The organism is Pseudonocardia ailaonensis, assembly GCF_039531635.1.
Taxonomy (GTDB): Bacteria; Actinomycetota; Actinomycetes; order Mycobacteriales; family Pseudonocardiaceae; genus Pseudonocardia; species Pseudonocardia ailaonensis.
On the sequence record NZ_BAAAQK010000005.1, the window covers coordinates 933676 to 955908 of the forward strand.

General features: G+C 72.7%; 20 protein-coding genes. 12 read left to right on the forward strand and 8 right to left on the reverse strand.

The annotated features are described in order from the left end of the window. Window positions 1-134: 134 nt before the first annotated feature. Entirely contained in the window at window positions 135-1412 is a 1278-nt protein-coding gene (locus ABD324_RS13235; protein WP_344416034.1) for an RsbRD N-terminal domain-containing protein, read from the reverse strand. A 65-nt stretch (window positions 1413-1477) separates the two neighbouring features. Here ABD324_RS13235 and ABD324_RS13240 point away from each other — a divergent pair, with 65 nt between their 5' ends. After that, window positions 1478-2407: an amidohydrolase family protein gene (locus ABD324_RS13240; RefSeq protein ID WP_344416036.1), complete on the forward strand. Its 930-nt coding sequence runs from the start codon at window positions 1478-1480 to the stop codon at window positions 2405-2407. Window positions 2408-2445: 38 nt separating this feature from the next. Here the strand turns inward: ABD324_RS13240 and ABD324_RS13245 are convergent, their stop codons facing one another. After that, the gene (locus tag ABD324_RS13245) at window positions 2446-3891 is read right to left on the reverse strand and encodes an amidohydrolase family protein (protein ID WP_344416038.1); all 1446 of its coding nucleotides are present in this window, start codon (window positions 3889-3891) and stop codon (window positions 2446-2448) included. 215 nt (window positions 3892-4106) lie between these two features. On the opposite strand from ABD324_RS13245, the gene ABD324_RS13250 reads away from it, so the two are divergent. Then, window positions 4107-4868, forward strand: a complete 762-nt coding sequence (locus ABD324_RS13250; protein ID WP_344416040.1) for an SDR family NAD(P)-dependent oxidoreductase — start codon at window positions 4107-4109, stop codon at window positions 4866-4868. 74 nt (window positions 4869-4942) lie between these two features. On the opposite strand, the gene ABD324_RS13255 is transcribed toward ABD324_RS13250, so the two are convergent. Beyond that, window positions 4943-5977, reverse strand: coding sequence for an NAD(P)-dependent alcohol dehydrogenase (locus ABD324_RS13255; RefSeq protein ID WP_344416042.1), 1035 nt, complete (start codon window positions 5975-5977; stop codon window positions 4943-4945). A 77-nt stretch (window positions 5978-6054) separates the two neighbouring features. Between ABD324_RS13255 and ABD324_RS13260 the strand changes: the two genes are divergently transcribed. Further along, complete coding sequence (locus ABD324_RS13260; RefSeq protein WP_344416044.1) at window positions 6055-6639, forward strand: TetR/AcrR family transcriptional regulator; 585 nt, start codon at window positions 6055-6057, stop codon at window positions 6637-6639. A gap of 85 nt (window positions 6640-6724) precedes the next feature. Here ABD324_RS13260 and ABD324_RS13265 read toward each other — a convergent pair whose 3' ends face one another. Genes ABD324_RS13265 through ABD324_RS13280 form a run of 4 tightly spaced genes read right to left on the reverse strand, consistent with a single transcriptional unit; the run spans window position 6725 to window position 11154 of the window. Beyond that, on the reverse strand, window positions 6725-7711 hold the full coding sequence (locus ABD324_RS13265; protein WP_344416046.1) for an alcohol dehydrogenase catalytic domain-containing protein: 987 nt from the start codon (window positions 7709-7711) through the stop codon (window positions 6725-6727). Continuing rightward, entirely contained in the window at window positions 7711-8928 is a 1218-nt protein-coding gene (locus ABD324_RS13270; RefSeq protein WP_344416048.1) for an acyl-CoA dehydrogenase family protein, read from the reverse strand. The genes ABD324_RS13265 and ABD324_RS13270 overlap by 1 nt, the downstream gene beginning before the upstream one ends. Next, the gene (locus tag ABD324_RS13275) at window positions 8928-9899 is read right to left on the reverse strand and encodes a cyclase family protein (protein ID WP_344416050.1); all 972 of its coding nucleotides are present in this window, start codon (window positions 9897-9899) and stop codon (window positions 8928-8930) included. The genes ABD324_RS13270 and ABD324_RS13275 overlap by 1 nt, the downstream gene beginning before the upstream one ends. Window position 9900: 1 nt before the next feature. Next, window positions 9901-11154: an LLM class flavin-dependent oxidoreductase gene (locus tag ABD324_RS13280; protein WP_344416053.1), complete on the reverse strand. Its 1254-nt coding sequence runs from the start codon at window positions 11152-11154 to the stop codon at window positions 9901-9903. Window positions 11155-11324: 170 nt separating this feature from the next. On the opposite strand from ABD324_RS13280, the gene ABD324_RS13285 reads away from it, so the two are divergent. From ABD324_RS13285 to ABD324_RS13300, 4 genes are all read left to right on the forward strand, one after another. Then, window positions 11325-13109, forward strand: a complete 1785-nt coding sequence (locus tag ABD324_RS13285; protein WP_344416055.1) for a helix-turn-helix domain-containing protein — start codon at window positions 11325-11327, stop codon at window positions 13107-13109. Beyond that, entirely contained in the window at window positions 13106-14095 is a 990-nt protein-coding gene (locus tag ABD324_RS13290) for an amidohydrolase family protein (RefSeq protein ID WP_344416057.1), read from the forward strand. Before ABD324_RS13285 ends, ABD324_RS13290 begins: the two co-directional genes overlap by 4 nt. Window positions 14096-14207: 112 nt before the next feature. Beyond that, window positions 14208-15239, forward strand: coding sequence for an LLM class flavin-dependent oxidoreductase (locus ABD324_RS13295; RefSeq protein ID WP_344416059.1), 1032 nt, complete (start codon window positions 14208-14210; stop codon window positions 15237-15239). After that, on the forward strand, window positions 15236-16699 hold the full coding sequence (locus tag ABD324_RS13300) for an aldehyde dehydrogenase family protein (RefSeq protein ID WP_344416061.1): 1464 nt from the start codon (window positions 15236-15238) through the stop codon (window positions 16697-16699). The genes ABD324_RS13295 and ABD324_RS13300 overlap by 4 nt, the downstream gene beginning before the upstream one ends. On the opposite strand, the gene ABD324_RS13305 is transcribed toward ABD324_RS13300, so the two are convergent. Next, window positions 16696-17505: an IclR family transcriptional regulator domain-containing protein gene (locus ABD324_RS13305; RefSeq protein ID WP_344416063.1), complete on the reverse strand. Its 810-nt coding sequence runs from the start codon at window positions 17503-17505 to the stop codon at window positions 16696-16698. The two genes, ABD324_RS13300 and ABD324_RS13305, sit on opposite strands and share 4 nt — an antisense overlap. Window positions 17506-17634: 129 nt before the next feature. On the opposite strand from ABD324_RS13305, the gene ABD324_RS13310 reads away from it, so the two are divergent. The 5 genes from ABD324_RS13310 (at window position 17635) to ABD324_RS13330 (ending at window position 22173) form a co-directional block, all read left to right on the forward strand. Next, complete coding sequence (locus ABD324_RS13310; RefSeq protein ID WP_344416065.1) at window positions 17635-18186, forward strand: flavin reductase family protein; 552 nt, start codon at window positions 17635-17637, stop codon at window positions 18184-18186. Between the two features lie 14 nt (window positions 18187-18200). After that, the gene (locus ABD324_RS13315; protein ID WP_344416067.1) at window positions 18201-19760 is read left to right on the forward strand and encodes a 4-hydroxyphenylacetate 3-hydroxylase family protein; all 1560 of its coding nucleotides are present in this window, start codon (window positions 18201-18203) and stop codon (window positions 19758-19760) included. A 55-nt stretch (window positions 19761-19815) separates the two neighbouring features. Next, complete coding sequence (catC, locus tag ABD324_RS13320) at window positions 19816-20094, forward strand: muconolactone Delta-isomerase (RefSeq protein ID WP_344416069.1); 279 nt, start codon at window positions 19816-19818, stop codon at window positions 20092-20094. After that, window positions 20067-20831 carry an adenylyltransferase/cytidyltransferase family protein gene (locus ABD324_RS13325; RefSeq protein WP_344416071.1) on the forward strand — a complete coding sequence of 255 codons (765 nt, stop codon included), beginning with the start codon at window positions 20067-20069 and terminating at the stop codon, window positions 20829-20831. The genes catC and ABD324_RS13325 overlap by 28 nt, the downstream gene beginning before the upstream one ends. 115 nt (window positions 20832-20946) lie before the next feature. Further along, window positions 20947-22173: a glycosyltransferase family 4 protein gene (locus tag ABD324_RS13330; protein ID WP_344416073.1), complete on the forward strand. Its 1227-nt coding sequence runs from the start codon at window positions 20947-20949 to the stop codon at window positions 22171-22173. Window positions 22174-22233: the final 60 nt, after the last annotated feature.

A 22233-nucleotide genomic window follows, 5' to 3' on the forward strand; every position in this document is an offset into this window, starting at 1 on the left:
CCCCGCAGCCCGAATCCGCCGGTCGGCGCTGGTCCCGGGGACCGAGCGGGAGGACGGCGCCGGCTGGTCGGCTGGGTGCGCGCAGATCGGGAGGTGCCGTGTCCTCAGCCGTTGTTCTCTCAGCCGTTGTTCTCTCAGCCGTCGAGAACCGTGTGGCCGAGCTCGTCGGCGAGCAGGAGCGCGGTGTGCAGCGCCAGCCGCCGCTCGCCGACGTCCCGTCCCAGGATCTGCTCGGCCCGGCGCACCCGGTAGGTCACCGTGCCCCGCGCGATGTGCAGCGCCGCCGCGACAGCGGCCACGCTCCGCTCGGCCTCCAGGTACTGCAGCAGCGTGGTGCGCAGGTCCTCGGCGCTCGGCTCGACCAGCGCGCCGAGCTCCCGCCGCACGAAGTCCCGCGCCCCGGTGAGGTCGGCGGCGAGCAGCGCCGCGACCGCGACGTCCGCGTAGTCGCTGCTCCCCGCCCGGACGTCCCCGGCGAGCCGGCGCAGCCGCTCCGCGCGCCCGGCCTCGCCGTGGGTCCGGCGGAAGCCCGCGACACCGGCGCCCGGCAGCCCGAACGCCGCCCGGACGTCGTCACGGGGGTGGGCCGCCGGTCCGGGGGAGCCCGCCACGACTCCCCACGCCCACACCAGCCCCGACCCGACCGGCACGACGAGCGTCGCCGTGGCGCCGCGCGCCCGGAGCAGCTCGGCCGCCGCGAGCTGCAGTGCCGAGTCCGCGCCGGGGCGCTCCGTCCACGCCGTCAGCCCGAGGTGGGTCCGGCCCAGGTCGTAGCCGAGCACCCGGGAGGCCTCGGCGGCGTCGACGGCGTCGCCCGCGAGCAGGGCCCGGACCGTCTGCGCGCGGGCCGCCGCCGCACTCGTCGCCCAGCGGTCGTACTCGGCCAGGTACTCCTGGGTCATGGAGTCGGCGAACCCGTCGACGTAGCGGAACAGCTCGTTCGTCGTGGCCGCCATCTCCTCGGGCAGCCGGGCCCGGTCGACCCGCTCCTCGCAGGCGGCGAGGAAGGCCCGGGCCATGCCCTCGTGCCCGAGGCGGATGCCGCGCAGCAGGCCGCCGAGCGAGATGCCGCGCTGCACGAACTCGCGGACGCCGGCCAGCGACTCCTCCGCGCTCGACGGCAGCCCGGATCCGGGGTCCGCGAGCAGGAGCAACGCGCGCACAATCGATGCCTCGGTGCCCTGCCGCAGCACCTCGAAGGGTGCCTCGCCGCCGCCGAAGGCCGGGATCTCGGCGATGATCTGCAGCGCCATCTCCCGGCCGACCTCGATCGCCCAGCACACCGGACCGGCACCGATCCGCGCCACCGCGTCGCCGGTGTTGGCGGCGGTCCCCGCGGCCTGGTCCACGGTCACCGGGCCGGCCGGCTCCAGCCCGGCCAGCCACTCGCGGCCCGGCGCGGTGCGGATCACCGCCGGGTCTCCGCTCCGAGTCCCTGCACGCTCCTGATCCTCGCGTACCGGAAGGTCCTCCCGCCATGGCCCTGATCGACGTCCACTCCCACTTCCTCACCGACCGCTACGTCGCCGCGGCCCGGGCGGCCGGCCACGAGCACCCCGACGGCATGCCCGGCTGGCCCACCTGGTCGGCCGACGCCCACCTCGCGCTCATGGACGAGTGCGGGATCGAGGTCTCGCTGCTCTCGATCTCCTCGCCCGGCACCCACTTCGGGGACCTCCACGGCGGGGACGCGGCGGCCCGGCTGCTGAGCCGCGAGGTCAACGAGGTGGGCGCGGCCCTGCGCGAGCGCCGCCCGGACCGCTTCGGGCACTTCGCCTCCCTCCCGTTGCCGGACGTCGACGGCGCGATCGCCGAGGCGGCCCGCGCGCTGGACGAGCTGGGCAGCGACGGCGTGACGGTCAAGACCCACGCCGGTGGCCGCTACCTCGGCGACCCCGCGAACGAGCCCTTGTGGGCGGAGCTCGACCGCCGCGCCGCCGTGGTGTTCGTGCACCCGACCTCGCCGCCCGGGGCGCCGGCGCTGACCGGGGGCCGGCCCGCGCCGATGCTGGAGTTCGTGTTCGACACCGCCCGCGCCTTCGCCGATCTCGCGCTCGCCGGGGCGATCGCGCGACACCCGGGGATCCGCTGGATCGTGCCGCACGGCGGCGGTGCACTGCCGCTGCTCGCGGACCGGATCGAGCTGTTCGCCCGGCACTTCGGGGGATCGCCGGTGCTCGAGCAGCTGCGCGGGCTGTGGTTCGACAGCGCCGGGACGCCCTTCCCGCACCAGGTCCCGACGCTGGAGCGGGTGTTCGGCCTGGAGCGGCTGCTCTACGGCAGCGACTTCTGCTGGACGCCCGCGCCGGCGGTCCGGGAGCAGGTGGCGACCGTGGCGCCCGTCGAGGACCTGACGACGGACAACGCGCTCCGGCTGCTCCCGAGGCTCGCCGCGCTCGCGCGCTGAGGCCGCTGGGTCGTGGCGGTGCGTCGTGGCGGTGCGGCTCAGTCCACCCGGCCCGCGAGCTCGGCCTTCATGGCGGCCAGGTCGGCGGACGAGAGCGCCAGGCCCCGCACCACGACCCCGCTGACCGTCGCCAGGTTGCCGACGGCAGCGGTGGGGTCGGCGTCGAGCAGGGTCAGGTCCGCGTCCTTCCCCGCCTCGACGGTCCCGCTCGTCGCCTCGCGGCCGAGGAACCTCGCGGGCTCGGAGGTGGCGGTCTGCAGGATCCGCAGGGGGCTCAGCCCGGCCTCGCCGAGCAGTGCGAACTCGTCGTACAGCGAGGCTCCGGGGACCACCCAGCAGGCGCCGACGGCGTCCGTGCCCGCGAGGATCCCGACGCCCTCCTCGTCGAGGATCCGGGTGAGCCGCCGCTGCATCTCCCACAGCTGCTCGAAGATCTCGTGCTGCTCCGCGGTGAACGCCCCGTCGAACTTCGCGGCCGTCCTCCACCAGGTGGTGAGCGTCCCCGGCGACATGTACCGCAGATCGGGATCGGCCGCGAAACCCGGTGCGGCGCAGAGCTGTTGCGCCTTGATCCGGATGAGGGTCGGGCAGTTCCAGGTGCCGTCCTGCGCGAACTGCCGGGCGAGTGAGCGCGCCCGTTCCTCGTCGAAGGTGTCGAGGGCGTGCCGGGTCGCGGCGAGCGCCGCCGGCGTGGTCCGCAACGCCGGGTTGACGACGGCCTTCGCGACGATCCGCCCGACGATCCGGTCCAGGAAGGGGAGCTTCACCGGTGGGAGCGGGATCCGGGGTCCGCGCGGGATCTCGTCGCGCACCTGCTCCTCGGCGCACGAGCAGCCGGCGACGACGCCGAGCCCCGGCCCGATGTGCTCGATCGAGCGGAAGCCCGCCTTCGACGCGGCCCGGACATCCACCCCGGCCGGCAGGTGCCCCAGCACCGGGATGCCGTGCCGCGCGGCCTCTTCCTGCGCGGCGGGCAGCACGTCCGCGGTGATCAGCGCGGCCTTCACGAAGTCCGCACCCGCCGCCGCCTGCCGCGCGACCTCCGCGGCCGCCGCCTCCGGGGTGCCGGCGTTCATCGGCGTCAGCAGGTCACCGGGCAGGGCGAGGAGCCGCGGTGTGCGGGGCCCGAGGTCGAGCGTCCCGGCCCGGCGGCGGGCGAGCAGCGCGTCGGACCCGGCCATCTGCCGGTAGCCGGTGATGCCGTGGGCGAGCATGAGCCGCAACGGGTTCACGGGATCCGGCCGGTTCAGCGGATGGGCGTGCATGTCCGTGTAGCCCGGGACGGCGAACCGCCCCGCGCCGTCGACGTCCCCGTCGGCGGCGGGCCCGCTCGTCGCGCCGACGGCCGTGATCCGGCCGCCCTCGACCCGCACGTCCTGGTGCGGGGTCAGGCTCCCGTCGCGCGGGTCGACCACCACGACGTCGGCGATGCGGGTCGGGCGTTCGGCTGGGACCGCGTCGGTCGGATCCGGGTGCGGCGGCATCGGCGTCTCCGGGGTCGGGGGCGGTCAGTCAACCGCCCGCGGCGTCCCGGCGCTTGGTCCCGCAGCACAAGTCCGGTGCGCCTCCTCAGTACGGCAGGGATGTTGCCAAACATGTGGTCGTCTACACACTCGCGTCTTGACGCCAAAGGCGGCACACGTCACGGTGAGAGGGGCGGAAGTCGACCAGACGTTTGGCAACAACGGTGGGAGTGACGATGAACAGGTTCGACGGCAAGGTCGCCGTCGTCACCGGCGGTGTGCAGGGGATCGGCCGCGGCGTGGCGCTGCGGCTGGCCTCGGAGGGCGCGGCCGTCGTGATCGGCGATCTGCAGGAGGACGACTCGACGGCCCGGCAGATCGTCGACAACGGGGGTAAGGCCTCGCACGTCGTGATGGACGTGCGGAAGCCCGGCGACTGGAAGCGGCTCACGGACGAGGCGATCGGAGGCTTCGGCGCGATCGACGTCCTGGGCAACATCGCCGGCGTCGTCAACTCGGTGGGGCCGGACAATGTCGTGGACCTGGACGAGACCGGCTGGAACCTGGTGATCGACACCGACCTCAAGGGCGTCTGGCTGGGCATGCAGGCGGTGATCCCGCGGATGCTGGACAACGGCGGCGGCGCGATCGTCAACATCGGCTCGATGGCCGCGCTCAAGGGCCTGGAGAACCTGGCCGCCTACTCCGCGGCCAAGGGCGGGGTGGTCAGCCTGACCCAGCAGGTGGCGATGGAGTACAGCCCGCGCGGCATCCGGGTCAACTGCATCTGCCCCGGCACGATCGACACCCCGATCCTCGCCGGGATCACCGACAGCATGCGCGAGAACTTCGTGGCGGCGCACCTGATCCCGCGGCTCGGCACGCCCGAGGACATCGCCGCCGCGGCGGCCTTCCTGCTCTCCGCCGACGCGAGCTTCCTGACCGGCGAGATCCTCCCGGTCGACGGCGGCTGGAACACCAAGGGCAGCGCCGGGTAGAGCATCCGGGCCGGGCGCCTGCGACCGCGCGGCGTCCGGCCCGGGACTGCGGCCCATCGTCGCCGCCACCACCGTCAGTCCAGGTCGGACAGATCCAGCACGAAGCGGTAGCGCACGTCGCCCTTCTCCAGCCGGGTGAGCGCCGCGCCGACCTGCGCGGACGGGAGCACCTCGACGTCCGCGGTGATGCCGCGCTCGGCGCAGAACTCCAGCAGCTCCGCGGTGCTCGGCCGGCCGCCGACGCCGGAGGAGGTGAGCTTGCGGCGCCCCGCCATCAGGTTCCTGATGTCCACCTGGGTCGGACCCAGCCGGCCGAGCAGGGTCAGGGTGCCGTCGACCGCGAGCAGCCGCAGCAGCGGCGGGAGCTCGTGCTCGGCGGAGATGGTGTCGACCACCAGGTCGAAGGTCTCGCGGGCGGCGGCCATGGCGTCGGGATCGGTGGTCAGGAGCAGCCCCGCGGCGCCGAGCGCCGCCGCGTCCGCCGCCTTGTCGGCGGTGCGGCTCAGGGCGGTGACCTCCGCGCCGAGGGCGGCGGCGAGCTTCACCGCCAGGTGGCCGAGCCCGCCGAGGCCGGCCACCGCGACCCGGCTGCCGGGCCCGATCCCGGCCGCCCGCAACGGTTCCCACACGGTGATGCCCGCGCACATCAGTGGTGCCGCAGCCGCCGGGTCGAGGCCGGCCGGGAGCGGGTAGGCGAAGTCCTCGCGCAGCACGTACTCGCGGGTGTAGCCGCCGAGCGTGCGGCTGCCGTCGACGCGGTCGGTGCCGCCGTAGGTCAGCGTGGGGAACTCGTGGCAGTAGTTCTCCTGGCCGGCCCGGCACATCGTGCAGACGCCGCACGAGTCGACGATCGTGCCGACGGCCACCGGATCGCCCGGCGCGAACCGGGTGACGCCCGGGCCGGCGGCGGTGACGGTGCCGGTGAACTCGTGGCCGGGGACGACCGTCCCCTCGGTGGTGCCGTGGATCGCGTGCAGGTCGGAGTGGCAGATTCCGCAGTAGTCCACCCGTACCGCGATGTCCTCGCTGCGGAGGTCCCGCCGCTCCAGCGGGACGCGCTGCAGGTCGGTGGAACCGTTCGTGCTCTGCCAGCCGGTCGTCGTGCGCATCGAGATCCTCCAAACAGACTGTTCGGTCTGTTCGGAGCGTACGGCAAACCGACTGTTCTGTCCGCTACGGTGGCGTGATGGTTCTCGCGCCGTCGACGTCCCGCGGGGTCGCCACGCGCCGGCGGATCCTCGACGCGGCGGTGGGGGAGTTCGCGGAGCACGGGATCGCGGGCGCGCGGGTGGAGCGGATCGTGCAGCGGGCCCGCACCAACAAGGCCCAGCTCTACGGCTACTTCGGCAGCAAGGACGGCCTGTTCGACGAGGTGTTCGCCGAGTCCGTCCAGCAGCTCACCGAGGTCGTGCCGTTCGACGCCGGGGATCTCGCGGGCTGGGCCGTCGGTCTCTACGACGACTATCTGGTGCGGCCGGAGATGGTGCGCCTCGCGACGTGGGCCCGCCTCGAGCGCAGGCCCGCCGGGCACCTCGTCGACGATCCCGACCATCAGGACGCGCCGAAGCTCGCCGCCCTCGCCGCCGCGCAGGGGGCCGGGCTGGTGCGGGCGGGGGAGCCCGCGGCACTGCTGAGCATGGTGATCGCGATGTCCCTGGCGTGGTCCCCGGTCAGCCCGATGTACGCGGCGTACCCGGAGGAACCGGAGTCCGAGCACGCGCGCCGCCGGGAGCTGCTGCGGGACTGCGTCCGCGCCGCGGTCGCGCCCTGAGCGATCGCCACTGCCCGCCTCGCCGGCCGATCCGGGCTCGCAGACCGGAGGACAGAGCCCGCTCGGCGAGCATTTCCCTCTGGTGTCAGGCGATGTCGACGACGATCCGGCCGAGGACCGCGTTGTCCTGCACGGCGCGGTAGGCGCCTTCGACGTCCGAGAGCGGGAAGCGGGCGCCGATCACGGGGGTGACCCGGCGCCGGGCGACGAGGTCCAGGGTGGCCATGAGGTCGGCGCGGCTCGCGTAGCGGCTGCCGGTGATCGTGACCTCCTCGAGCACCAGGGGCGTGGGGTCCAGCTCGACGGTCACGCCGCCCTGGAAGCCGACGACCACCACCGTGCCGCCCTTCGCGGCGGCACCGACGGCCGCGGTCAGGCTGGCGCGGGAGGCCACGGTGTCGACGACGACGTCCGCGCGCAGGTCACCGGCCTCCTCGCGCACCTCGTCGCAATGACTCTGCAGGCCCGCCGCCTTCGTCGGATCGGTCTCGATCCCGATCACCGTGGCGCCGAACGCCCGCGCCACCCCGGCCACATGGATCCCCACCCCGCCCCCGGCCCCGATCACCGCGACGGTCCGGCCGGCGCGGACCGGGGCGCGGGCGGTGAGCACGTGGTACGGGGTGGCGATGGCGTCCGCGGCGATCGCGGCGTCGTCGAGGGCCACCTCGTCGGGAACCTGGACGAGGCCGTGCGCCGGCAGCGCGACCTGCTCGGCGAGCCCGCCGTCGACGTGCACGCCGATGAACCCGCCCCAGTTGTCGCACAACGTCTCCCGGCCGCCGGCGCACCACCGGCAGCGCCCGCAGACGAGGTAGAACGAGGTGGTCACCCGGTCCCCGACGGCCCAGCCCGTGACGCCGGGGCCGAGCGCGGCGACCGTGCCGCCGATCTCGTGGCCGACCACGCGCGGCGTACTGCCGCCGAGCGCCCCGGTGCGGGCGCGCTCCAGGGTGAGCCCGACGCCGCAGACCGCGACGTCGAGCACCACCTCGCCCGGTCCGGCCACCGGTGGGGGGACATCGGTGAGCCGGACCGGGGAGTCGAAGGCGGACAGGACGGCCGCCCGCATCACCAGTCCCACAACAGGTCGAGCTGCTCGTCCGTCCGCGCGGCGAGATCGGCGGCGATCTTCTTGCGCATGATCGTGTTGGTGCCATCCGAGTGCAGGAAGATCGTCGCGTCGCGCAGGAGCTTCTCCATGCCGACCTCGCGCATCACCCCGGAGCCGCCGAAGATCTCCAGCGAGTGCCGGGTCACCTCGAACGCCACCTCCGACGCCACCAGTTTCGGCGCCGCCGCCATCTTGGGGTCGAACGGATCGGCGTGATCGGAAGCCCAGGCCGCGCGGTAGACGTACGTCCGTGCGGCCTCCAGCTTCGCCCACAGGTCGCCGAGCTCGGCGGCGACCACGCTGTGCTCGATGATCGGCCTCCCGCCCTGCACTCGCACCTTCGCCCGCTTGATCGCCCTGGTCAACGCGGTGCGGGCGACGCCGATCGTGCAGATCCCGGCGTAGGCGTTGGAGCCGCGCAGCAGCCGCGCGACGTCGCTCAGGATCGAGTTCTCGGCCCCGAGCAGGTCCTCCTCGGGCACGAAGGTGTCCTCGTAGAAGATCTCCGAGTTGTTCGCGAGGCGCTCGCCCATCTTGTCGTGCACCACGCCGAACCGGACCCCGGGATGGTCGCCGGCGACGATGAACGCGCTGCACCCGTCCTTCACCGGGGCGTTCGGGTCCGTGCGGGCGAAGGGCAGCAGGACGTCCGCGCGGTTGGAGTTCGAGATGTAGTGCTTCTTGCCGCGCAGGACCCAGCCGCCGTCCACCTTGGTCGCGGAGGTCTGCATGCCGCCGTCGACACCCGCGTAGGTGAGCACGTTGTCCGAGCCCGCCTCCGGTTCGGTGAACGAGGCCGCCATGAGCCCGCGCGGGTTCTTCGCCAGCCGCGGCAGCCAGCGGTCCCGCTGGTCCGGCGTGCCCAGCTCCATCAGCAGCTGGGCGAACTTCCAGGTCTGGGCCAGCACCACGGCGATGCCCATGTCCGCGGCGGCGATCTCCTCCAGCATCACGGCGTTGGTGAGGAAGTCCGTGCCCGCGCCGCCGTGCTCCGGCGGCAGCGGTGCGAGCCGGAGCCCGCGCTCGTCCGCCGCCTCCACGATCTCCCACGAGAACGCCGCCGCCGGGTCGACCTGGGCGTCCAGGGCCGCGGCGCGGGGCGCGACCACCTCGGTGGCGAAGGCCCGCGCCCGCGCCCGCCACTCGCGCTGGGCGTCGGTGAGCCGGTAGTCCACTACTTCACCGCGACCGGGTTGAGCGGCGTGCCGCAGGCGCCGGTGATGGGCAGGGCGGTGGCGGAGAGCAGGAACTCGTACACGCCGTCGGCCGCGCAGTCCGCGGCGATCGCCTCGGTGTCCCACACCTCGCCGAAGGGCATCCCCATGTGCACCAGGGCGATCACGTGCAGCGGCTGGAACAGCTCGATCTGGTTGGGGCGCACCTCGAGCCCCCACGTGTCGGCGGCCATCGCCGCGATCTCGTGCTCGTACAGCCAGGGCGCGCTGTGGAGCGACATGCCGGGCGCGGCGCCCCCGGAGTAGTCGCCCCAGTTCCCGCGGCGGGCGCCGAGGAAGCCGGTGCGGATCACGATGCAGTCGCCCGAGCGGATCTCGACGCCCTGTGCCGCGGCGGTCCCGTCGAGATCCTCCGGCCCGATCGCGTAGCCGGGCTCCAGCGCGTCGACACCCTGGTGGCGGGCGACGTCGAGCAGCACGCCGCGCATCACGAACTGGTTCTTCAGCGACTGGATGCCGCAGTGCTGGGCGCCCTTCGCGGTCACCCGGCTCGCGTCGACGCCGGGGTACATCTTTCCCTCGAAGAAGATGTGCGACAGGCCGTCCCACTGGGTGCCGGCCTGGTTGGGCATGACGACGACGTCGTCGGCGTAGCCGAAACCGCGGGCCGGCCCCCAGCTGCCGGGGAGTGGGTCCTGGTCGCCGTTGCAGTAGTCCGTGCCGGTGGCCGTCATGAGGTTGAGCGGGTTGGCGCGGAAGCCGCCGGTCTGCGGGCCGGCGCCGTCGTACGGCAGGGCCATGGAGACGACCTTGCCCTGCCTGACCAGGCCGGCGGCGGCCTTCAGCTGCGCCGGACCGACGAAGTTGAGCGTGCCCAGCTCGTCGTCCGCACCCCAGCGGCCCCAGTTGGAGAACCGCGCGATGTAGTCCCGGATCGTCGCCTCACCGACGAAGCCCTCGGTGGTGGTCATGTCAGCCGCCGTAGGACGAGGTGATCTCGTCGAGCGCGGGCTTCACGTGCTCCATGAACATCTCGAGGTTCTCGATGACGCTCTCCGCGGGCTGCTGGGCGAAGTGGTAGATCAGCACCACGTACTCGGCGGGCAGCCGCTTCCACTGGTCGACATACTGCTCGCGGACGTCGTCGGGCGAGCCGATGATCCACAGGCCGCTGTTGAGCACCGAGTCGACGGGGTTGGCCTCGTCGAACACCATCGGCGTGGTGCCGCCGTAGAGGTCCCGGAACACGTCGACGTCCCAGTCGATCACGTTCTGCCGGGCCTGCTCCATGGTCGGCGCGATGTTGCCCCAGCGGACGAGCGCCTGGTTCTGGCCCAGCGCGTAGTTCCGGCCGGCGGCCGCCGCAGAGTCCACATAGGCCTGCCCGTACTCCGACGCGCGCTCGATCCGCGAGAAGTAGGTCGGGATGAAGCCGCGCGGGCCGCAGTACTCGATCGTCTCGCGGCTCGCATTGCTGGACACGAAGATCGGCGGGTGCTCCGGGGTCAGCGGGGCGGGGACGACGCTGATCCGGCGGATCCTGTTCTGCTCGTCCATCTCCCCGTGGGCGCCGATCTCCTTCGTCGCCGTCATCGTCCAGTCGATGCCGTCCTCGTAGGGGTAGGGGATCTGCCAGCGTCCCTTGGCCTCGATGCTGTCGTTGTCCCAGGCCTTGAGGACGAGATCGACCTGCTCCTCGAAGATCTCGCGGTTGACCTTGTCGTCGGCGAACCGGCCGGCGCGCTCGGCCTCCGACAGCAGCGCCATCTTCTCCTCGGGCGAGCCGCTCGGCGAGAGCGTGGCACGGGTGCCGAGGTGCTGGCCGAGGATGTTGGTCCAGCGCGACTGGTAGCCGCGGGCGAAGCCGACGAAGGTCCGGCCGCCCGAGAGATGGTCCAGGATCGCGGTGTCCTCGGCGACCCGGATCGGGTTCTGGGCGCTCATGACGTAGCCGAGCTGGCCCACCCGGACGTTCTTCGTGATCGCGGCCCAGTAGGCGTCGAGCAGACCCGGGCTGGGGCCCACCTCGTAGCCCTCGGAGTGGAAGTGGTGCTCGACCGTCGCCATGCCCCAGATGCCCATCCGGTCGGCGGCGCGGACGATGTCGTGCCACTCGCCGAGCAGCTGCTGGTAGCGCTCCCGGTTGCGGCCCATCGGCCGCTGCTCCTCCCGTTCGGTCCGCGTGGCGGGGATGACCGGGTAGAGCTGCACCATGACCTTGACCACGGAGGCCTCCTCGTCGAGGTGTGCGAGCAGAGCGAGGGTAGGAGCGCCGCGAAGGCGCTTTCCATGGGGCGAGCGGCAACGTCCGGGGCAGGTCGTTGTGGGCGAACACAGCCAGGGGGCTGGACGCGCGCCCTAGACTTCCCCCACACCGACGAGGGTGGGGTTCGCCGATGACCGCGCTGACGAACGAGCACATCGGGACCACCCACGATCTCCGGGCCTGGCTCGACGCCGCCGCGGAGCTGTCCAGGGCGGTGAACCGCGGGCTGGTCCCGGCCGAGCTCGGCAGCCTGGTGGCCGGCACCGTCGTGCACCTGACCGGCTACGACTTCTGCTCGGTCCTGCTGCCGGACGAGTCCGGACGGCACCTGGTGATCATGGGCTCGTACGGGCTGTCCGCGGACTACGTGAGCCGCGTGAACGCCGAGCGCCCGCCCCGGATCACGCCGGGCGCCACCGCGGAGGGCCCGTCGAGCCGCGCCTACCGCTCGCAGCGGCCGGTCGCGCTCACCGACATCTGTGCCGACCCGACCTGCACGGAGTGGGAGGCCTCGGCCGTGCGCGAGGGCTACCGGGGGATCCTCGCGCTGCCGCTGACCGGCGTCGGGGGCGTCCTCGGCGTGGTGAGCTGCTACAGCAGGGTGCCGCGGGCCTTCACCGCGGACGAGGTCGTCCTCATGGAGACCTTCGCCAACCAGGCCGCGCTGACGATGGAGGCGGCGATCCGCCGCGAACGCGGCCGGGCCGAGCGCACGCGGCTGCGGGCGCGGGTGGCGACCCTGGAGGAGGAGCACCGCGTCGAGCAGCGGGCCGAGGCCGTGCACGGCACGCTCGTCCGGCTGCTGCTCGCCGGCGAACCGCTCGGGCGGATCAGCGAGTACCTGGCGCGGGAGCTCGGTGCGGACGTGCTGGTCGAGGACGCCGCCGGGCACCCGCTGGCGGCGTCGACGACCAGCCGGCAGCCGACGGGCACGGCCCCGCCGGGGGCCCGGGTGGCGGAGGACTACCGGGCGGTCGAGGTGGAGGACGGCACCGGGCTGGTCGCGCCGATCGTGCTCGCCGGGGAGCCGGCCGGGCGGGTCTGGGCGTTCGACGTCCGGGAACCCGGCGCCGCCTGGCAGCGGCGCGTGCTGGAGCGCGGGGCGAGCGTGATCGCGCTGGCGGTCTCCAAGCTGCGCACCGCCCAGGAGGTCGAGTGGCGGCTGTCGCGGGAGTTCCTCGACGACCTGCTGACGACCCCTGCCGATCCGGCCGCCACCGTGTCGAGAGGTCGCCAGCTCGGGGTGGACCTCGGCGCGCCGCACACCCTGCTGGTGCTCCGGCCCGATCCCGGGGGGCAGGCGACCGGGCTGCTCACCCAGGTCCAGCACGTCGTCAACGCGACCTCGGCGGAGGCACTGGTCGCCGCCCGTGGCGGGGACGTGATCGTGCTCTGGCCCGAGGGCGACGGCCTGCCGGACGCCCGCGAGATCGCCGAACGCCTGCGCGGGCACTGCACCGCGTGCACCGCCGGCACCGTGTCGGTCGGGCTGGGCCGCGCCTGCCACGCGGTGACCGACTACGCCGAGGCCTACCGGCTCGCCGCGGGCGCGCTGAACCTCACCCAGCGCGCCGGCCGCACGGACCGCGTCGTCGCGCTCGGCGAGCTCGGCGTCTACCGGCTGTTGCTGCAGGTGGAGCGGCCGGAGGAGCTGATCGAGTTCATGCAGGGGATGCTCGACCCCCTCCGCGCCTACGACGTCCAGCGCGACGCCGCGCTCGTCGAGACCCTGCGGGCCTTCCTCCGCTGCGGCTGCACGGCGACCACCACCGCGGAGTCGCTCATCGTGCACCCCAACACGATCAGCTACCGGCTGCACCGGATCGAGGAGCTGCTCGACGTGAACCTGCGGGACCCCCAGGCGCTGCTGCGGATCCAGCTCGCCTTCCTGATCGAGGACGTGCTCGCCACGTGAGGGTGACCGACCTGCACGCGCACGTGGCGACGCCGGCCTGCGAGCGGCTGCTCGACGGCCCCGCACCGGCGCACCTGGACCCGTTCACGCTGTTCAGCGGCCCGGAGACGGCGGCGTACAACGCCACGCAGTTCGCCTCGCTCGCCCCTCGGCTCACCGATCCCGCCGTCCGGATCGAGGACATGGACCGGGCCGGGATCGACGTGCAGGCCATCACCGCGGCGCCGCCGCAGTTCTACTACTGGACGGATCCCGCGCTGGGCCGCCGGCTCGCCCGGATGCAGAACGACCACCTCGCCGCGCTGGCGAGTGATCATCCGGACCGGTTCGTCGCGCTCGCCACGGTGCCGCTCCAGGATGTCGACGCGGCGGTGGCCGAGCTGGAGCACTGCCGGTCCCAGCTCGACATGCGCGGCGTGGAGATCTGCACGAACGTCAACGGCCTCGATCTCGACGATCCCCGTTTCCGGCCGTTCTTCGGCGCCGCGGCCGATCTCGGCATGCCGGTCCTGCTGCACCCGCACGGCTTCACCGACGGGGCCAGGCTGACGGACTACTACCTGACGAACGTCGTCGGGAACCCCCTGGACACCACCGTCGCGGCCACGCGCATGATCCATTCCGGGCTGCTGGAGGAGCTCCCGGACCTGCGGCTGTGCTTCGTCCACGGGGGCGGCTACCTGCCCTTCTACTCCTCGCGCATGGACCACTCCTGGGCCGTGCGACCGGAGGGGCGGCACCGGATCCCGGACCACCCGCCCTCGCACTACCTGCGCCGCTGCTACGTCGACGCGCTGGTCTACGACGCCGCCCACCTGCGGTTCCTCGTCGAGACGATGGGGGCGGACCACGTCGTCGTCGGCACGGACTACCCGTACGACATGGGGGACCCGGACATCGTCGCGATGGTGCGGGGTGCCGGGCTGGCGGAGGACGAGGTCGACGCGATCCTGGGCGGAACGGCGGCGGCGCTGCTGGGATTGTGACGGACCACAACGCCGTCACGGCAAGCCTGTGCCCTGACCCATAGAGACGCCCGTCACAGGCCGCCTACCGTCCTGACCGGACTCGCCCTGCAGTGCGGCAGAAGGAGTGGTCATGGCCCGGATCCAGTTCGGCATCTTCCCCATCACCGAGGACTGGCCGGACGGGCGGGACATGGCCCGGGTCTACAACGAGATCGTGGCCGAGGCGAAGATGGCCGAGTCGGTCGGCTTCGACTCCTGCCTGATCACCGAGCACCACCAGCAGGCCGACGGCTACTTCCCGAACCCGCTCATGGTGTCCGCCGGTGTCGCGCGCGAGACCACCACGCTCAAGGTCGGCAGCTGCGTCGCCCTCGCCCCCCTCTACAACCCGATCCGGCTCACCGAGGACACCGCGCTGCTCGACGTGATCTCGAACGGGCGGCTCATCCTCGGACTCGGCGCGAGCTACGTGAGCGAGGACCTGGCGGCGTTCGGCGTCGACGTCAGCCAGCGCGGCGCGCTGATGGAGGACACCGTCCGGTTCCTGCAGGAGGCCTGGACCCAGGACAACCTGGACTTCGACGGCGAGGTGTTCCACTTCCAGAACATGCGCGTGACCCCGAAGCCGGTGCAGCAGCCGCGGCCGCCGGTGTGGCTGGGCGCCTGGACGCCGCAGGGCCTGCGCCGCGCCGGGCGGCTCGGCGACGCGTGGGTCACGGACGTGATCAACACGCTCCCCACGTTCCAGATGTTCGGCGAGATCTACCGCAAGTCCGCGGCCAAGAACGGCAACCGGCCGCGGGTCGCGGTGCTGCGCGAGTGCTGGGTCGCGCCCTCGACCGAGCAGGCGCTCGAGGAGTACACCGAGCACCTGATGATGTCGCACAAGTTCTACTTCGAGGCCGGCGGCTACAGCCCGCTCGCCGACCCGTGGGTCGCGGACATCAAGTCCGTCGACGAGTTCACCTTCGACAAGGTCGCGCCGGACCGCTTCATCATCGGCTCGCCCGAGCACTGCATCTCCGAGATCGAGCGCTGGCACACCGAGCTCGACTCGGACTACTTCGTGATGCGCTTCCGGCACCCCACCGGCCCGACGCACGAGAAGGCGCTCGCCTCGATCAAGCTGTTCGGCGAGAAGGTCATCCCGGCGTTCGCATGACCGTTCTGCCGGCCCTGACGGGGCCCTGGTCGGGGGAGCAGCCCTTCGCCGTCCACGATCCCGCGACCGGTCGGGAGATCGCGACCGTGCAGGGCGGCGGCGTGGTGGAGGTGGACGCCGCCGTCCGGCGGGCCCGGGCGGCCTACGCCGTCTGGCGTGAGGTGGGGGCGCGGGAGCGGGGCGCGCTGCTGGGCGAGTGCTCCCGGGTGATCGAGGCGCACGTCGACGAGCTCGCCGAGCTCGAGTCGCTGGAGATGGGCAAGCCCCGGCACATCTCGCGCGACTTCGACCTGCGGTTCTGCCACAGCTCGTTCGCCTTCTTCGGCGGGCTGGCGGACAAGCTGCCGGGCGCGGCGATCGACCTCGGACCCGTTGTCGCGCACACCGTCCACGAGCCCTACGGGGTGGTCGCGGGGATCATCCCGTTCAACTGGCCGCCGATCCACACCGCCGGCAAGAGCGCGCCCGCGCTGGCCGCGGGAAACTGCGTGCTGCTCAAGCCGCCCGAGCAGGACCCGCTGACGATCATGCGGATCGTCGAGCTGCTCGCCACGGTGCTGCCGCCGGATGTGCTGCAGGTCGTGCCCGGAGGGGCGGAGACCGGGGCCGTGCTGGCCGGGCACCCGGGCGTCGAGCACCTGTCGTTCACGGGCTCCACCGCGACCGGACGGGCCGTGCTGAAGCTGGCCGCGGAGGGCCTGACGCCCGCGGTGCTGGAGCTGGGCGGCAAGAACCCCTTCGTGGTGTTCGACGACGCGGACCTCGGCTCGGCGGTGCGCGGCGCCGTCGAGGGGGCCTTCTTCAACGGGGGCGAGGCGTGCACCGCCGCGTCCCGGCTGCTCGTCCAGGAGGGGGTGCACGACGAGTTCGTGTCCCGCGTCGGGGACGCGGTGCGGCGGCTCCGCGTGGGGCCGGGGCTGGACGACGGCTCACACGTCGGGCCGATGGTGACCGCGGCGCACCGGGACAAGGTGCAGGCGGGGATCGCGCAGGCGCTCGCCGAGGGGGCACGCTGTGTCGCCGAGGCCCCGGTCCCTTCCGATCCCGCGCTCGCGGGGGGCTACTGGGTGGCGCCGACGCTGTTCGCCGGGGTCACCCCGGACATGGCGATCGCGCGCGACGAGCTGTTCGGGCCGGTCACCGCCGTCCTGCCGTTCGCGACGGAGGACGAGGCCGTGGCGCTGGCCAACGACACCCCGTACGGCCTGCTCGCCGCCGTCTACACCGGCGACCACCCCCGGGCCCGCCGGATGGCCCGGCGGATCGACGCAGGAGTGGTGCTGCTCAACAACTTCAACCGCGCTCTGCTCGGGACGCCCTTCGGCGGCTTCAAGGACTCCGGGTACGGGCGGGAGCACTCGATCGAGAGCCTGCTGGAGTTCACGCGCGTCAAGAACATCCGGGAGCCCTCGGGGATCGGCGAGATCCCGGAGTGGCCTGTCCTGAAGGACGTTCTCTAGAAGAAGCCGTCGCGCTCGACGGACGCCGCACGCGGCACGTAGCCGAGCTCCGTCGAGAGCGCGTCGGCGATCTCGCGCAGCACGGGCACCGTGTCGCTGCGGAGCTTCTCCGGCGCGAGCCGGCCCGCCGACGTCGACGAGGCCAGGGCCGCGACGACCGCGCCCGAGCGGTCCCGCACCGGCGCCGACGCCGAGAGCAGGCCGTCCTCCAGCTCGCCGTCGACCACGGAGTAGCCGCGGTCGCGCACCTCGGAGAGCGCCATCCGGAGGTCGGCGGGATCGGTCACGGTGCGGGAGGTCAAGGGGCGCAACGGCGCCTCCTCGAGGTACCGGGTGATCCGCGCGGGGCCGGACCAGGCGAGCAGGACCCGGCCCATGGACGTCGCATGGGCCGGGACGCGGGTGCCGACGGCGACGTTGATGGTCATGATGCGGCGCACCGGGACCCGGGCGACGTAGACGGCGTCGAACTCGTCGAGCTCGGCGAGTGAGGCGGACTCGCCGGTGAGCTCGGCCAGCCGCAGCAGGTGCGGCTGCGCGGTCTCGATCAGCGCGCTCGACGCGGTGTAGTGCTGCCCGATGGTGAGCACGCGCGGGGTCAGCCGCCAGCGGGTGCCGTCGTTGGCCACGTAGCCGAGCCGCTGCAGCGTGAGCAGCAGCCGCCGCACGGCGGGCCGGGAGAGCCCCGTGGCCGTGGCGAGCTCGGCCAGCGTGGGTTCGGTGCGGGTCTCGTCGAAGGCGAGCAGCACCGCGAAGCCCCGCTCGAGGCTCTGCACGTAGTCGCGCTCGCCGCCCTCCACCGCCACGCCCCCATCCTTCCGCACGGCCCCGGTCGGGGGTTGACCCCGCGCCCGCCGTCGGGCACTCTCGTCGACATTGAACGCACAGCGTTCATCAAGTACGCAGAGCGTACAGCGCACAGGGAGGTGCGAGGCATGACCGTCCCAGCCCGGGACCTGCGCAACGCCTTCGGCCGGTTCGCCACCGGCGTCACCGTCGTGACCTGCCGCAACGACGAGGGGACCCCGCACGGGGCGACCGTCAACGCGTTCACCGCGGTCTCGCTCGAGCCCGCGCTGTGCCAGGTCACGCTGACCCGCAAGTCGCGCGCGTGCGGCTACCTGGAGGGCTCGCCGTTCGCGGTGAACGTGCTCGGCGCCGGCCAGGTCGACACGGCCTGGCACTTCGCCGGGCGCCCCGCCGACCCGGGGCCGGAGTGGGCCGAGGGCCCCACCGCGCCCGTGCTCGTCGGCTCCGCCGCCGTGTACTCCTGCCGTCCCTGGCGGACCTACGACGGCGGGGACCACCTGATCGTGGTCGGGGAGGTCGAGCACATCGACGTCACCGACGCGGAGCCGCTGCTGTTCTACTGCGGCGCCTTCCGCGAGATCGGCCCGGTCGAGACCGGGACCCACTGGACCGGCTCCCTCGACAGCCCCGAGGCCGGCTGGTTCGACGCGCAATCGACGTTCCTCAAGATCGCCTGACCCGGAAGGACATCATGACCATCCAGCAGGACCGTCCCGCTCCCACCGCCACCGCCCCCATGACCGGCGACGAGTACATCGCGTCCATCCAGGACGGTCGCGAGGTGTGGGTCTACGGCGAGCGTGTGAAGGACGTGACCACGCACCCGGCGTTCCGCAACCCGGTGCGGATGACTGCCCGGCTCTACGACGCGTTGCACGCGCCCGAGACCCGCGACAGGCTGACGGTCCCGACGGACACCGGCAACGGCGGCGTCACGCACCCGTTCTTCCGGTCCCCGCACTCGGTCGACGACCTGCTCGCGGACCGTGAGGCGATCCAGACCTGGGCGCGGATGTCCTACGGCTGGATGGGCCGCTCGCCCGACTACAAGGCCAGCTTCCTGGGGACGCTGGGCGCGAACTCGGAGTTCTACGCGCCGTTCGAGGACAACGCGAAGCGGTGGTACAAGGAGTCGCAGGAGAAGGTCCTGTACTGGAACCACGCGATCATCAACCCGCCGGTGGACCGCAACCTGCCGCCGGACGAGGTCGGCGACGTGTTCATGAAGGTGGAGAAGGAGACCGACGCCGGGCTGATCGTCTCCGGCGCCAAGGTCGTCGCCACCGGCTCGGCGATCACGAACTACAACTTCATCGCGCACTACGGGCTGCCGATCAAGAAGAAGGAGTTCGCGCTCATCTGCACGGTGCCGATGGACGCGCCGGGCGTGAAGCTGATCTGCCGCACCAGCTACGCCCAGCAGGCCGCGGTGATGGGCAGCCCGTTCGACTACCCGCTCTCCTCGCGGATGGACGAGAACGACACCATCTTCGTCTTCGACAAGGTGCTGGTGCCGTGGGAGAACGTGTTCCTCTACGGCGACATCGAGAAGATCAACGGCTTCTTCCCGGTGTCGGGCTTCATCCCGCGCTTCACCTTCCACGGCTGCATCCGGCTCGCGACGAAGATCGACTTCATCGCGGGGCTGCTGCTCAGGGCCCTGGAGATCACGGGCAGCAAGGACTTCCGCGGCGTGCAGACCCGCGTGGGCGAGGTCGTCGGGTGGCGGAACACGTTCTACGCGCTGGCGGACGCCATGGCGCGCAACCCCGACGAGTGGACCAACGGGGCGCTGCTGCCCAAGCTCGACTACGGGCTCACGTACCGGATGCTGATGATCCAGGCCTACCCGCGGATCAAGGAGATCATCGAGTCCGACGTCGCGTCGGGCCTGATCTACCTCAACTCGCACTCCATCGACTTCAAGACGCCCGAGGTGCGGCCCTACCTGGACAAGTACGTCCGCGGCTCCAACGGGTACGAGGCCGTGGACCGGGTGAAGGTCATGAAGGCGCTGTGGGACGCCGTGGGCTCCGAGTTCGGTGGGCGCCACGAGCTCTACGAGCGCAACTACTCGGGCAACCACGAGAACGTGAAGGCGGAGCTGCTGTTCGCGGCCGAGGCGCAGGGCACCACGGCCGCGATGAAGGGCCTGGCCGAGGCATGCCTGAACGAGTACGACCTGGACGGCTGGACCGTCCCGGACCTGATCGGCAACGACGACGTCTCGTTCCTCAAGAACCGTCGCTGACCCCTGCCCGGCCCCGCCGCGGCGGGGCCGGGCCCGCTCCCGGAAGGACCTGCTCGTGCTGTTCCACGTGACCATGGACGTCGACATCCCGCGCGACCTCGATCCGGACGTCCGCGCGGACACGATCGCGCGCGAGAAGGCGTACTCGCAGGACCTGCAGCGGCAGGGCAAGTGGCCCCACATCTGGCGGGTCGTGGGGAAGTACTCGAACGTCAGCGTGTTCGACGTCGAGTCGACGGACGAGCTGCACGAGATCCTGTGGAACCTGCCGCTGTTCCCCTACATGACGGTGCAGGTCACGCCGCTGTGCCCGCACCCGTCGTCGATCCGGTGAGCCACTGGCGTGGGCTCGCGGAGGTGCCGTGGAGCTGGGGCCGCTCGGTGGTGACGCTCGGGGTGTTCGACGGGCTGCACCGCGGCCACGCGCGGCTGCTCGGCCGGGCCGTCGAGCTCGGGCGGCTACGGGGGCTGCCGGTGGTGCTGGCGACCTTCGACCCGCACCCGGCCACGGTGGCCGGGCGGCACCGGGACACCCGGGCGGTCGTGAGCCTGGAGCGCCGTGCGGAGCTCGCCCGCGAGCTCGGGGCGGACGCCGTCCTCGTACTGCCCTTCGGCGAGGGCCTGGCCCGCACGCCGGCGGTGGAGTTCGCGCGTGACGTCCTCGTGCGCACCCTGCGCGCCACGGACGTGGTGGTGGGGGAGAACTTCCGCTTCGGGTACCGCGGGGTGGGCGACGTCCGGCTGCTGCGCCGGCTGGGAGCCCGGCACGGCTTCCGCGCGCACGGTGTGGACCTGCTGCCGGGGTGCTCGTCGACGCGGGTCCGCGAGCTCGTCGCGGCGGGGGACCTCGCCGGGGCGGCGGGGGTGCTGGGCCGCCCCCACCGGGTGCCCGCCACCAGCACCGGGCGGAGCGTCCGGGTGGAGGGCGACCTGCTCCCGCCCGACGGCGCCTACCGCGTCCGGGCGGGAAACCTGCAGCTCACGGCGGTGCTCGCCGGTCGGGAGCTGGGGCTGCGGCTGCCCGCGGGGGCTGTGGAGATCGAGCTCCTGGAGCGTGCGGGTGGGGGGTGAACCCTACCCGGGTTCGGGGGTGGAGCCCTGCCGGTCGGCGGGTGCACACGATCGTTCCAAGAGGCTCTGAGCAGCAGTCTTGTTCCTGTCAGCAGGAACGGACGAGGAGCCCCCGATGTCGAACACCACCACCGCCACCACCGGCCGGTTCACGATGGTGCGCGAGGCCCGCCGCTTCCTCACCCACCTCCGCACCCAGCGCACCATCACCCCCACCACCGGCACCCTCCGCCCGGCCGTCTCGGCCCACGCCGAGGGCCTCAACGTCCTGATCGTCACCTCGGAGGCGCCGCCGATCGTCTCCGGGATCTCCCGCTGCGTCGACCGCCTCACCACCGGGCTGCGCGGCCGCGGGCACCGCGTCGACGTCCTGTCCAGCGTGCAGATCCCGCGGCTGTCGTTCGGCGAGTACCGGTTCTCGGCGATGCTCGCCTACTGGCGCCACATCTCGGCCATGACCCGCGACTACGACGTCATCAACCTCCACGGCCCGGTCCCCACCATGTCGGATGTGTTCCTCCTCCTCGCCGGCGCCCGGCGCGGCACCCCGGTGGTCTACACCCACCACTCCGCCCTCGCCGTCCGCGGCGCCGAAACCCTCTCCGGGGTCTACAACCGCCTCCACCGCATCCTGTCCGGCCGCGCGGACATGACCCTGACCACCTCGCAGTTCTACGCCGACAGCGAGTCCCGCGGCTCGGGCCGGCCGCCGGTGAAGGTCATCGAGTGGGGCACCGACCTGCGCCCCCTCGCGGAGAAGAAGACCGCCGGCCCGCTGCAGGTGTTGTTCGTCGGGCAGATGCGCCCCTACAAGGGCCTCGAGTGGCTCATCCCCGCCGTCGCCTCCCAGCCGGGCATGGAGCTGACCCTGATCGGGGACGGCCCGCACCGCGCCGACTACCAGCGCCTCGCCGCCGGCGCCACGAACATCACCTTCCGCGGCCGGGTGTCCGACGAGGAGCTCGCCGCCGCCTACGACTCCGCCGACGTGGTCACCCTCCCGTCCGTGACGCAGGCCGAGGCGTTCGGCCTGGTCGTGCTGGAGGGCATGATGGCCGGCGCCGTCCCGGTCGTGTCCGACCTGCCCGGTGTCCGCGACCTGGCCGCCGGCCCCGGCACGATCGTCCCGGCCCGCGACGTCGACACCCTCCGCGCCGCCCTGCGGGAGCTGGCCGACGACCGCGAGCTGCTCGCCACCCGCTCCGCCCAGGCCCGGGCCAAGGCCGAGACCCTGACCTGGGACTCCTGCATCGCCCGCTACGAGGACGCCCTGTTCACCGCCATCGAGGCCCGCGGCACGGTCGCCCCGGTCACCGCCCCCGCCATGGCCCTCGCCGCCTGAAGAGCTGCCTGAACCCACCCCTCGTGAGTGGCGATAGTCGCCAGAGCGACTATCGCCACT

What these genes read in the sequence shown, in the direction of transcription:
- ABD324_RS13295 (WP_344416059.1), top strand. Translation starts at nt 14,208, where the DNA reads ATGGCCCGGATCCAGTTCGGCATCTTCCCCATCACCGAGGACTGGCCG.
- ABD324_RS13315 (WP_344416067.1), top strand. Translation starts at nt 18,201, where the DNA reads ATGACCATCCAGCAGGACCGTCCCGCTCCCACCGCCACCGCCCCCATG.
- ABD324_RS13330 (WP_344416073.1), top strand. Translation starts at nt 20,947, where the DNA reads ATGTCGAACACCACCACCGCCACCACCGGCCGGTTCACGATGGTGCGC.
- ABD324_RS13250 (WP_344416040.1), top strand. Translation starts at nt 4,107, where the DNA reads ATGAACAGGTTCGACGGCAAGGTCGCCGTCGTCACCGGCGGTGTGCAG.
- ABD324_RS13310 (WP_344416065.1), top strand. Translation starts at nt 17,635, where the DNA reads ATGACCGTCCCAGCCCGGGACCTGCGCAACGCCTTCGGCCGGTTCGCC.
- ABD324_RS13275 (WP_344416050.1), bottom strand. Translation starts at nt 9,899, where the DNA reads ATGACCACCACCGAGGGCTTCGTCGGTGAGGCGACGATCCGGGACTAC.
- ABD324_RS13255 (WP_344416042.1), bottom strand. Translation starts at nt 5,977, where the DNA reads ATGCGCACGACGACCGGCTGGCAGAGCACGAACGGTTCCACCGACCTG.
- ABD324_RS13285 (WP_344416055.1), top strand. Translation starts at nt 11,325, where the DNA reads ATGACCGCGCTGACGAACGAGCACATCGGGACCACCCACGATCTCCGG.
- ABD324_RS13265 (WP_344416046.1), bottom strand. Translation starts at nt 7,711, where the DNA reads ATGCGGGCGGCCGTCCTGTCCGCCTTCGACTCCCCGGTCCGGCTCACC.
- ABD324_RS13260 (WP_344416044.1), top strand. Translation starts at nt 6,055, where the DNA reads ATGGTTCTCGCGCCGTCGACGTCCCGCGGGGTCGCCACGCGCCGGCGG.
- ABD324_RS13245 (WP_344416038.1), bottom strand. Translation starts at nt 3,891, where the DNA reads ATGCCGCCGCACCCGGATCCGACCGACGCGGTCCCAGCCGAACGCCCG.
- ABD324_RS13240 (WP_344416036.1), top strand. Translation starts at nt 1,478, where the DNA reads ATGGCCCTGATCGACGTCCACTCCCACTTCCTCACCGACCGCTACGTC.
- ABD324_RS13300 (WP_344416061.1), top strand. Translation starts at nt 15,236, where the DNA reads ATGACCGTTCTGCCGGCCCTGACGGGGCCCTGGTCGGGGGAGCAGCCC.